Consider the following 242-nt stretch of genomic DNA (forward strand, 5'->3'; position numbering starts at 1 on the left):
TCTGCCGCGTGCTGGGGCAGCATCGATCAACACAACGGCGGCGTCCAAGGGGGCGTGCAGATGAGGATTGTCTGGTTGCCGACATGATCGAGCTGGCCAGGCAATACGGCAGCTACGGCTACAGGCGTGTGGCCGTGCTGCTGAGAGACGCAGGCTGGCAGGTCAGCGATGGCCGTGTCGAACGTCTATGGCGGCGAGAGGGGCTGAAGGTGCCACCGAAGCAACCGAAAAAAGGGCGGCTC

The 242-nt window shown here is 63.6% G+C and carries 1 protein-coding gene; it reads left to right on the top strand.

What is annotated here, in order from left to right; genetic code table 11:
* A partial coding sequence (locus EU800_RS26675) for an IS3 family transposase (RefSeq protein WP_129636401.1) occupies positions 1 to 242 on the top strand: 242 nt, incomplete at both ends.

This window comes from Tropicimonas sp. IMCC6043 (genome assembly GCF_004146235.1).
Lineage (GTDB): Bacteria > Pseudomonadota > Alphaproteobacteria > Rhodobacterales > Rhodobacteraceae > Tropicimonas.